7 protein-coding genes and 1 pseudogene are annotated in these 10,675 nt (G+C 70.3%); 7 read left to right on the top strand and 1 reads right to left on the bottom strand.

Going from position 1 to position 10,675, the window contains the following annotated elements; translation table 11 throughout:
• The 7 genes and pseudogenes from AC2VOK_RS07405 to AC2VOK_RS07375 all read left to right on the top strand — a co-directional run.
• A pseudogene (locus AC2VOK_RS07405) lies at positions 1 to 408 on the top strand (phenazine antibiotic biosynthesis protein); the annotation flags it as partial.
• On the top strand, positions 405 to 1,793 hold the full coding sequence (locus tag AC2VOK_RS07400; RefSeq protein ID WP_428899886.1) for an aldehyde dehydrogenase family protein: 1,389 nt from the start codon (positions 405 to 407) through the stop codon (positions 1,791 to 1,793). The pseudogene AC2VOK_RS07405 and the gene AC2VOK_RS07400, both read left to right, overlap by 4 nt.
• 102 nt (positions 1,794 to 1,895) lie before the next feature.
• A complete protein-coding gene (locus AC2VOK_RS07395; protein WP_428899885.1) occupies positions 1,896 to 2,801 on the top strand; it encodes an SDR family NAD(P)-dependent oxidoreductase in 906 nt (301 codons plus the stop codon).
• Positions 2,798 to 4,375, top strand: a complete 1,578-nt coding sequence (locus tag AC2VOK_RS07390; RefSeq protein ID WP_428899884.1) for an AMP-binding protein — start codon at positions 2,798 to 2,800, stop codon at positions 4,373 to 4,375. The genes AC2VOK_RS07395 and AC2VOK_RS07390 overlap by 4 nt, the downstream gene beginning before the upstream one ends.
• Before the next feature lie 154 nt (positions 4,376 to 4,529).
• On the top strand, positions 4,530 to 5,771 hold the full coding sequence (sqr, locus tag AC2VOK_RS07385; protein WP_428899883.1) for a type III sulfide quinone reductase, selenoprotein subtype: 1,242 nt from the start codon (positions 4,530 to 4,532) through the stop codon (positions 5,769 to 5,771).
• A 48-nt stretch (positions 5,772 to 5,819) separates the two neighbouring features.
• Positions 5,820 to 6,137 carry a TusE/DsrC/DsvC family sulfur relay protein gene (locus AC2VOK_RS07380; protein ID WP_428899882.1) on the top strand — a complete coding sequence of 106 codons (318 nt, stop codon included), beginning with the start codon at positions 5,820 to 5,822 and terminating at the stop codon, positions 6,135 to 6,137.
• Between the two features lie 17 nt (positions 6,138 to 6,154).
• Positions 6,155 to 6,625, top strand: coding sequence for a DsrE/DsrF/DrsH-like family protein (locus AC2VOK_RS07375; RefSeq protein WP_428899881.1), 471 nt, complete (start codon positions 6,155 to 6,157; stop codon positions 6,623 to 6,625).
• Between the two features lie 162 nt (positions 6,626 to 6,787).
• Here the strand turns inward: AC2VOK_RS07375 and AC2VOK_RS07370 are convergent.
• A partial coding sequence (locus tag AC2VOK_RS07370; protein WP_428899880.1) for a cation-translocating P-type ATPase occupies positions 6,788 to 10,675 on the bottom strand: 3,888 nt, incomplete at its 5' end.

The following is a 10,675-nucleotide window of genomic DNA, read 5'->3' as shown; positions in this document are numbered from 1 at the left end:
AAGATCCGCTACCTGTTGCTCAGCGGCGCGCACGTCGACGCCGACACCCTGGACCTGCTGCGCGACATCTTCCCGGCCACGACCATCACGATGGCCTTCGGCAGCACCATGGTGCTGTCCCAGGCGGTCACCAGGACCGTGGACGACGGGACGTTCGTCTTCGACCCGCGGGGACCCTACGTCGTGTTCCGGGTCGTCGACCCCGACACCGGCGAGGAAGTCCCCCACGGCCAACTCGGCCGCGTCGTGATGAACCACGTCAGCAAGGGAATGTTCATCCCGAACAACCTGGAACGCGACCTGGCCATCCGCCTGCCGGGACCAGCGGGTCAGGTCGGCGACTCGCTCAGCGCAGTGCGGCCGGTGGGCGCTTTCGAGGGCGAGACCGTCATCGAAGGCGTGTACTGAAAGGCGATGTCGTGCACATCGACGCGCTCGGCCCCCAGGGGGAGTACCGCACCCGCACCCGCGAAGTCGTCCTGAGCACGGCCGGCGACGCGGTGCTCGAGCTGAGCGTCGTTCCGCCGCTGTATGTGTCACGGACGGTCGACGCGCAGCGCAAGGTTCGGCCGTTGCCGGTTGAACAGCGGGAAGCCGCCCTGGCCGCGGCGGCCGGCGTCTTCGCCACCGCGACCATCGCGGGACTGGATTTCGAGGCCTATGTCGCTGCGGCGAGCCGGATTTCGGGCCTACCGATCGCGGTCACCCGGGCCGGTGCGCGCGGTGTGGCCGACGCGGTCGCCGGAGCGTTCGCCGCGGTGCGCCCGGCCCGGCCCGTCGGCGCGGCGACGGACTGGCGCGAGGAGCGGGCCCGGCGCGGCGGTGCGATGTGGGTGCGGCGCGGGGAGGTGCTCGCCGTGCACGCCGCCGGCAACGGCCCCGGCGTGCACGGCGTGTGGCCCCAGGCGCTCGCGCTGGGCTACCGGGTGGCGGTGCGCCCGTCGCGACGCGAGCCGCTGACCGCGCATCGGCTGGTTAATGCGCTGCGCCAGGCGGGGTTTCGGAACGAGGATGCCGCCTACCTGCCGACCGGGCACGGCGGCGCGGACGAGCTGATCCGCGCGGCCGACGTCGCGGTGGTCTACGGCGGCCAGGACGTCGTCGACAAGTACGCCGCCGACCCCAGGGTGGTGGTGCACGGGCCGGGGCGCGCCAAGATCCTGATCACCGCCGACCGCGACTGGCGCGACCACCTCGACGTCGTCGTCGACTCGATCGCCAACCTGGGCGGCATGGCCTGCGTCAACACCACCGCGGTGCTCTTCGAGGGCGACCCCGCCCCGCTGGCCGCGGCGATCGCCGAACGGCTGGCCACGATCGAGCCCCTGCCCGGCGCCGACGAGCGGGCCATCCTGCCCACCCAGCCGCTCGCTAAGGCGCACGCGCTGGCGAGCCACCTGGCGGCGAAGGCCGCCGGCACCATCCCGCTGCTGGGTGCCGACCGGATCGTGGCCGAGGTGGGTGACGGGTGCGCCGCACTGCGCCCGGCTGTGCACCTGCTGGACGGACCCGGCTCGGGTCGGCTCACCGACACGCTCAACACCGAACTGCCGTTCCCGTGCGTATGGGTGTCGCCGTGGTCCCACGGGGCCGGCGTCGCACCGCTGCGGCATTCCCTGGTCGTCACCGCGTTCACCGGCGACGACGCGCTGATCGACACCCTGCTCGGCGAGCCGACCGTCAGCAACGTCTACCGCGGCGCCCACCCGACCTTCCACGGGGCGCCCGAAATCCCGCACGACGGTTTCCTGGCCGACGTCCTGATGCGCAACAAGGGCTTCATCGGCGAGTGAGTGACGCCGAAAGACTCGTGCGCCGTCGTATGATCTGCTAACTATATGAATGTCGAGGCGCACGGTTGACGCACAGCCATTTCTCGGCGAGCACACCAGCGGATGCGGCGGTCAAAGGTGAACGTGATAACGCAGGTCCTCCACGCGGCTACCGACCGACTGGCCAACCCGCCGCGGATATCCGACCCGGACCGTCTTCGCGGCGCCGTTTCGGGTAAGACCGCCCTGGTGACCGGCGCGTCGTACGGGATCGGCGAGGCGACCGCGCGCAGGCTGGCCGCGGCCGGTGCGACGGTGCTGGTGGTCGCCCGGTCGGCCGACCGGCTAGACGACCTCGTGGCGTCGATCAGCGCGGGCGGCGGACAGGCGGTTGCCTACCCGACCGACCTTGTCGACGAGGCCGCGGTCAGCGTGCTGACCAAGCAGATCACCGAGGACCACGGGCCGCTCGACGTGGTGGTGAGCAACGCCGGCACCTCGTTGCGCCGCTCGCTGCACGAGCAGTACGACCGGCCGCACGACTTCCAGCGCACGGTCGACATCAACTACCTGGGACCGATCTGGCTACTGCTGGGGTTGCTGCCGACCATGCGCGAGGGCGGCAGCGGGCACATCGTGAACGTCTCCAGCGTCGGCGTGCGGGTGGTACCCGGCCCGCAGTGGGGTGCCTACCAGGCCTCCAAAGGAGCTTTCGATCGCTGGCTGCGCAGCGTCTCGCCCGAACTGCACGCCGACGGCGTGACCGTCACCTCGGTCTACTTCGCGTTGGTCCGCACCAGGATGATCGAACCCACACCGATCCTGGGCCGGCTGCCCGGCCTGTCCGCGGAGGAGGCCGCCGACACGATCGCCAAGGCGGTCATCGAACGCCCGCGCACGGTCGAACCGCCCTGGATGTGGCCCGCCGAGCTCGCGTCGGTGCTGCTGGCCGGCCCCGCCGACCAGGCGGCCCGACTGTGGTGTCGCCGGTTCTCCACCGAGGCCGCCGCCCGCGAAGCCACGCGATGACGACCGACGGCCTGCTCACCACCGCGGCCCGGGCGCTGTTGTCCTGCGGGCTGCTCAGTCCGCTGTCCCCGGCCACCGGGGTACGGCTCCTGCGCGCGGCGGGGCGCGGCGGTACCAACCCCTACACCCTGCTGGCGGTCACGGTGGCCCGGTGGCCGCACCGGTCCGCCCTCGTCGACGACGACGGCGCCCTCAGTTACCGCGAACTGCAGCGGGGAGCCGAGGCGCTGGCGCGCCGGCTGTCCGGCGCCGGCGCCGGACCCGGCCGGGCCGTCGGGGTCATGTGCCGCAACGGGCGGGGCTTCGTCGAGGGCTTTTTCGCCGCTGCCCTCCTCGGTGCCGACGTGGTGCCCGTCAACACGGAGTTCCGCACCGACGCGCTGGCGGCCACGCTGAGCGGTCACCGGATCACCGTCATGGTCGCCGACGACGAGTTCACCGAGCGGGTGCGCGCCGCCGATCCCTCGGTGGCCATCGTCGACCCGGCGACGGTCACGGCCCACGACGGCGACCCGCGGCCCCGGGTCGCCGCACCGGGGCGCATCGTTCTGCTCACCTCGGGTACCACCGGCACACCCAAAGGCGTGCCGCGCACCCCGCAGTTGCGCTCGGCAGTGGGGGTGTGGGTGACACTCCTGGACCGCACCCGACTGCGTACGGGATCGCGAATCTCGGTGGCGATGCCGATGTTCCACGGGCTGGGGCTCGGCATGGTGATGATCACGGTGGGCCTGGGCGGCACCGTGCTCACGCAACGCCACTTCGACGCCGAGTCCGCCCTGGCGCAAGCGTCGCTGCACCGCGCCGACGCATTCACCGCGGTGCCGGTGGTGCTCGCACGGATCCTCGACCTGCCCGAACGCCTGCGGGCGCGCAACCCGGTGCCGCACCTACGGGTCGTGATGTCCAGCGGGGACCGGCTCGACCCCGCCCTCGGCCAGCGGTTCATGGACACCTACGGCGACATCCTCTACAACGGCTACGGTTCCACCGAGGTCGGCATCGGCGCTCTGGCGACGCCGACCGACCTGCGCGACGCCCCCGAGACCGTCGGAAAGCCGGTCGCGGGCTGCCCGGTACGCATCTTCGACAAGCACGACCGGCCGGTTGGGCCGCGCGTCACCGGCCGCGTCTTCGTCGGCGGCGACCTGGCCGGCGCCGGCTCCGCGGTGGGCTCGAACGCCGGGCCCGCAAAAGCCTTCGTCGACGGCATGACCGGCACCGGCGACATGGGGTACCTCGACAACGCGGGCCGGCTCTACATCGTCGGCCGCGAGGACGACATGATCATCTCCGGGGGAGAGAACGTCTATCCGCGCGCGGTCCAGAACGCTCTCGCCGAACACCCCGACATCGCCGACAATGCGGTCGTCGGGGTTACCGACGAACGTTTCGGCCATCGGTTGGCTGCTTTCGTGGTGCTGCGGCCGGGCAGCGGCATCGACGCACCGACGATTCGAGAATACTTGAAGGACAGGGTTTCCCGCTTCGAACAGCCCAGGGACATCAACTTTGTCAGCATCATTCCGCGTAATCCGGCGGGCAAAGTGGTACGTCGGGAGCTGACCGGCTGAATTCGCCGCTCTCGCGGGATCAGGCGCCCGATCGTACGGTGCGGCGTGCCTTCATCGCCCGCCGCTCCCGTGAGGAGTAGCAGGGACCTTGCGCAGCGGTGCCGGGGACCAAAGACTCTGCGGTTCAGGCCGGTGATGGGGCATCCTCGCAAGCGTGAACAAGCGCATTGTCATTCTCGGCGGTGGAACGGGCGGCACATTGACGGCGAACCGGTTGCACCGGACGGTCCCTGACGCTGACATCACGGTCGTGGATCGCGACGACACGCACGTCTACCAGCCCGGCTTGCTGTTTGTGCCGTTCGGTTTGATCAGTCCCGACGAGATCGTGAAATCCCGCAAACGCCAGCTCCATTCCGGGATCCGTTATCTCCAGTGCGATATCGACCGCGTCGACGTCGACGGCGACCAGGTCCACCTGACCGACGGCGTCGTGCTGGATTACGACGTACTGGTCATCGCGACCGGTGCCAGGCTGATGCCCGAGGAGACCGAGGGCATGACCGGTCCCGGCTGGATGCGGAACGTCTTCTCGTTTTACAACCTCGAAGGCGCGTCGGCGCTGGAACGCGCGCTGTCGGCATTCGACCATGGCCGGCTCGTGCTGAACGTTGTCGACATGCCGATCAAATGCCCGGTCGCGCCGCTGGAGTTCTGTTTTCTCGCCGACGCGTACTTCCGGCGCCGGGGCATTCGCGACCGAGTTGAGCTGATCTACGTGACACCGCTGGACGGCGCGTTCACCAAGCCGGTGGCTGCCCGCGAACTCGGCAGCCTGCTACAGCAAAAAGGCATCGAACTGGTCACCGAGTTCAACACCGGACAGGTCGACGGCGACGCGGGCCGGCTGATCTCCTACGACGAACGCACGGTCCCCTTCGATCTGGCGGTCGTCTGTCCGCTGCACGGTGGGGCCGACTTCGTCGGCCGTTCCTCAGGCCTTGGCGACGAGTTGAACTTTGTGCTGACCGATCAGCGGACCCTGCAGTCGACGGTGCGGCCGAACATCTTCGCCATCGGCGACGCGACCAATGTTCCGACGTCCAAGGCGGGGTCGGTCGCCCATTTCGAGGGCGATGTGCTGACCCACAACGTCGCGCAGTTCCTCGCCGGCCGGCCCCTGGACGCGCAGTTCGACGGTCACACGAACTGCTTCATCGAAAGCGGGGACCGCAAAGCACTGCTCATCGACTTCGACTACGACACCGAGCCGCTCCCCGGGCACTTCCCCTTGGGTGTCGGGCTGCCCCTGCTCCGGGAATCCCGGCTCAACCACATGGGCAAGCTGGCCTTTCGCTGGCTCTACTGGAATGTGCTGCTCCCAGGCCGCGACATCCCCGGCATCGGCAGCCGGATGCCGCGCACCGGAAAACGATTCGAGACCGCTTCACGATAAGAGCCACCGCACGATGAGAGCCACTGCACGACAAGAGAAGGACATGACATGACGACAAAGGTTTACGCGGGAACCGAAGTGACCGTGAACGACGAAGGGTTCTTCATCGATCCCCAGCAATGGAACGCGGACATGGCTCCCGAGATCGCCCAGGAATGGGGCGTTCCGGCGCTCAACGACCAGCATTGGCAGGTTGTCAAACAGATGCGCCACGAATACGAGCAGACCGGCAGCGGGCCGTCGGTGCGTGCGCTCAGCAAAAGCTCCGGCGTCAGCATCAAGGATCTCTACCAGCTGTTCCCGAAGGGACCCGCGAAAGTGGCCGCGCGAATCGCCGGTATTCCCAAACCCATCGGTTGCATTTAAGAAGAACGGCGCATCACATGGACAACCCGATCGAAAAAGTCTCCATCATCATCTCCCAGGGGTCTCTGGAAGGTATCTACCCCGGTCTGATCATGGCCAACGGCGCCCGCGCCGAAGGGATGGAAGCGAACCTGTTCTTCACGTTCTTCGGCCTCGACGCGATCCACAAGAACCGGCAGAAGGGCATCAAGATCGCCACCGTCGGCAACCCGGGCCTGCACGTCCCCACCTGGATCGGGGGATTGCCGGGGATGTCCTGGTTGTTGACGCGCCAGATGACCGACCGGATGGACAAGCTGGACATCCCGCCGGTGCCCGAATTCGTCGAGATGATCGCCGATACCGGTGCCGGCCTGTATGGCTGCAAGGCCTCGGTGGACCTCTTCGGTTTCGGCCCCGATGACTTCATCGACCCGGTGAAGGACCAGATCATCACGGTCGGTGATTTCTACCAGTTGGCAGCGGGCGGTCAGATCCTCTTCACGTAGCCGGTCCTAGCCGATTCGCTCAGCCGTTTCGGTATGTACGAGGCCGACGCAAAGGCGACGTTGACCTTCCTCGACGGCGCCGGGCGCGACGAGCGCGGGCAGGCCGACAGCGAGGAACCCGCCGCCCAGGGGAGGCGCCGCTCACCGGCGTGATGATTGCGCCTATTCGGGTTTCGGGCTGCCGTTCCAGACGCCCGGAATCTGTGCGGCGATCTCGGTAGCCTTGGGCTCGATCGCCGCGACGCGCTTGGCAAGCCAGTTGGGGGCCAGCACCGAGACGGCGGTGGCCCCCGCCGTGGCGCCGATGACGCCGCTCCAGGCCACCGGCCCCAGCGGGGTGCAGCCGAAGAAGTGGCTGACACCGGGTGTTTGCACGATCGCCACCAGGACCGCGGCGCTGCCCAACGCTGTGCCCAGCACCAGGGGGCTGTGCCGGCGCGTCAACAGGGTCTGCGCCAGTTGCGTCGTCACCAGTGCAGTCAAACCCATGGTGGCCGTGCGTCTTTCGGTTCCGAAGGTGTAGCGTCCGATGCCCCAGGCGGCCGTCGCTCCGGCCGCGGTGACGGCGCCACGGGTGACGATCTGGCGCAGCAGCGGCGCGTCGAGCGACGGCGCCGGGCCCGCAAGGGCGGCCCGCTGGAACGCGCGATGGAGTTCGTCGGCGTCGGTGTCGGCCCCGTTGCCGGTCGCGTCGTCGGCTTCTTCGGAGTGGGGGTCCGGCTGGGGGTACTGCGGGGTGACGGCCACCGCGAGCGCGGGGAACATGTCGGTCAGCAGGTTCACCAGCAACAGCTGCCGGGTGCCCACCGGCGCCCGCCCCGTGCCCAGCGCCGTGCCGATGATGGTGAACAGGACCTCACCCACGTTGCCGCCGACGAGGATGCCCACCGCGTCCCGGACTCCGCCCCACATGCCGCGCCCCTCGACCAGTGCGTCGAGCAACACGCCCAGGTCGTCTTCGGTCAACACGATGTCGGCGGCCCCCCGGGCGGCCGAGGATCCCCGACCGCTCACCCCGATGCCCACATCGGCCATCCGGATGGCGGCGGCGTCGTTGGCGCCGTCCCCGACCATCGCGGTGACCTGACCGCAGGCCTGCAGCGCCGAGACGATCTGGACCTTCTGTTCGGGGCTGACGCGGGCGAACACCTGGACGTCGGCGACCAGCCTGGCGCGGGCGTCGTGGTCGAGGGCGGCGAGTTCGGCGCCGGTGATCTCCCGCGCGTTCGACGGCAGCCCCAACTGGCGGGCGATCGCCCGGGCGGTCACCGGATGGTCGCCGGTGATCAGCACCACCCGGCGGCGGGCGTCGATCAGCGCCTCGATCAACGGCCGCGCCGACTCCCGCGCGGTGTCGGCCAGACCCACATAGCCGATCACCTGGAGGTCGTACGCGGCGGCATCGACGGCGTCGGCGTCGGTGTCGTCCTCGGACAGCCCGTGCTCCCAACGGCGTTGCGCCACCGCCAGCACGCGCAGACCCTGTTCGGCCAGACGCAACACCAACGCCTCGGCATGGTCGCGGCCGGCTTCTGCATCGGCGAACCGGCAGCGCGGCAGGATCTTTTCTGGAGCGCCCTTGACCACCAGCGCCGGGTGTTCGTCGGCGCCGATGGTGCCGATCGCGGCGGCGTACCCGCGACTCGACTCGAACGGCACTTCGGCGTGCAGCGTCCATCCCAAACCGCTTTGACCGTTGCGGGAACTCGCGGCGGTGAGGATGGCCTCGTCGGTGGCGTGCGCGTGTCCCTGCCCGTTCTGCGGCTGCGTGCTGCTGCGCGCGGCCGCGCTCAGCACCGCACTGGCCCGCGGGTCCGTCGTCGCGGGCAACTCACCGTCGACGTCGGTTTCGTGCGGGACGGCGCACACCACCCGCAAATGGTTTTCGGTGAGCGTTCCGGTCTTGTCGAAGCACACCGTCTGGACCCGCCCCAGGGCTTCGACGGCGCGCGGCGTGCGCACCAGCGCTCCGCGCCTGGACAACCGCTGGGCGGCGGCGAGTTGGGCGAGGGTGGCCACCAGCGGCAGGCCCTCGGGGACCGCAGCCACCGCGATGGCGACGCCGTCGGCGACCGATTGACGCAGCGATCCCTTGTGCGCCAAGGCCAACCCGGTCACCGCCGCGCCGCCCGCCAGCGTGAGCGGCAACACCTTGCTGGTCAACTCCCGCAACCGGGCCTGCACCCCGGCCGCCGACTCGACATCGGCGATGGCCGAGATCGCGCGCTGCGCCGCGGTACCGGCTCCGGTGGCCACCACGATCGCCCGCGCGCGTCCGGCGACGATGGTGCTGCCCTCGAAGAGCATGCTGGCCCGGTCGGGATCGGTGACGGCGACGGGCTCGACCTGCTTGTCGACCGGCAGCGACTCCCCCGTGAGGAAGGACTCGTCGACCTCGAGGTCCTCGGCGACCAGCAGGCGCGCATCCGCCGGCACCACCTCCGGCGCCACCAGGTCGATGACGTCGCCCGGGCGCAGCGACTTGGCGCTCACCGTCGCCGTTCGCGGCGCGGAGCGCGCCGCCTCCAGCCGCCGCTGCGACGTCGCCATCGTGGGAAGAACGACGCGGCGCGCGAGCTGGTCCTGTTCGGCGAACAGCTCGGCCACGGCCGCCTCAGCCCGCAACCGTTGCGTCCCGCCGACGATCGCGTTGGCGGTCATCACGCCCGCCACCAGCAGCGCGTCGATGTTGCTGCCGACGATCGCCGAGGCCGCTGCACCCACCGCCAGGATCGGCGTCAGCGGGTCGGCGAGCTCGGCCCGGGTGGCCGACAGCAGCCGGCCCAGCCGGGCCGCCGGCGCCCGCAGTGGCGCCAGCGCCGGGTTGTAGGACAGGTCTTCGAGAACACGTTGCCACGGTGCGATGCCGGGCTCGACGGCCAACGGGTGGGTGCGGCTGGACAGCCGGGAGTAGACGATCTCTGGGTCCAGTGCATGCCAGGCGGTCAACGGTTGGGGAGTGGGCACAGGCTGGCGGAGCACCCGGGTGGCCGAAAACGCCCCCTGCACCAACGCGGCCGCCGCGGCGGCGTTGACCGGGTTGAGCCAGCGCTGCAGGGCCAGCGGGTTGGTGGTGGCCTGCGGATCGCCGGTCACCAACAGCAGCCCGGCCAGCGTGCTGCCGCCCTTGGCGAGGCGCACCGACGACTCGGTGGCCTCGCGGGCGGTCGGCAACGCGGACAGGATCCGCACCGCCGCAGCCAAATCGGTGCCGGTGATGATGTCCGCGGTCCACGGTGTCGCGGCGTGGGGATCGTCGAGCGCCACGCCGACGTCGGCGACGGCCAGCGCGGCCAGCGTGTCGGTCGAGGCGAAATCCGGGTGCAGCGCGGTGATCAGCAACACCGGGCCGCGGTCGCTCCGCAGGTCGCGCACCAATGTCAACAACGGCGTCCCCGGCGGGTGGGTCACCGCGACGCTGGCCGTGAGGTCCTCGGTGCCCGCGACGTGGCGCAGCACCACCCGGGCGCCGGTGCGGTGCGCGGTCTGCAGCAGCGGGATCGCGAAGGGATCGACCTCCCAGCCCACGTCGACGCTGCCCACGACCTCGCCGTCGACGACGAGGTCGGCATGTTCGAGGCCCTGTGCCGGCGCCGCCGACGGGCCCTGCGTGGGCACCCGGCGCAGCCGCGCCCCGGTGGCCGGTAACTCGTCGGGGTCGGGCTCGGGCGGCTGCTCCGCGTGTAGCAGTGCGTCGGCGACCTCATAGACGCGGTCGTCGTCCCAGCCGGGCATGTCCCCGTGCGCCCGCAACACGGCGCGGTGGTCGCCGCGCAGGGCCGCCCCGTCGATGAGGACGATCTTGACCCGATCCAGGCGGCGCAGGGCCCCGGGGTCGAGGATCAGTTGCCCGGCGTTGGCCAGGCCGCGGCCCAGCACGGCGGCGAACGTCTGGCGACCCATGTGAGCGGCCCTTGGCACCCCGGCCAGTAGGGCGCCCGCGGCGTCCTCGGTGCCACCGCCGGCCAGCAACGCGGTCGCCGCGGCGATCAGCGACGCGTTGGCGGCCTGGTCGGCGTACTCCTCCACGGGGCCGGCCATCGACCCCTT

This window comes from Mycobacterium sp. TH-M116, assembly GCF_057473685.1.
Note: the sequence above shows the minus strand (reverse complement) of the source record. Positions and strands in the feature narration are given on the sequence as shown.

Bases quoted from the DNA above. Each gene is read 5' to 3' on its own strand.
- AC2VOK_RS07395 (WP_428899885.1), top strand. From the start codon at position 1,896: ATGCGGCGGTCAAAGGTGAACGTGATAACGCAGGTCCTCCACGCGGCT.
- AC2VOK_RS07390 (WP_428899884.1), top strand. From the start codon at position 2,798: ATGACGACCGACGGCCTGCTCACCACCGCGGCCCGGGCGCTGTTGTCC.
- AC2VOK_RS07380 (WP_428899882.1), top strand. From the start codon at position 5,820: ATGACGACAAAGGTTTACGCGGGAACCGAAGTGACCGTGAACGACGAA.
- AC2VOK_RS07375 (WP_428899881.1), top strand. From the start codon at position 6,155: ATGGACAACCCGATCGAAAAAGTCTCCATCATCATCTCCCAGGGGTCT.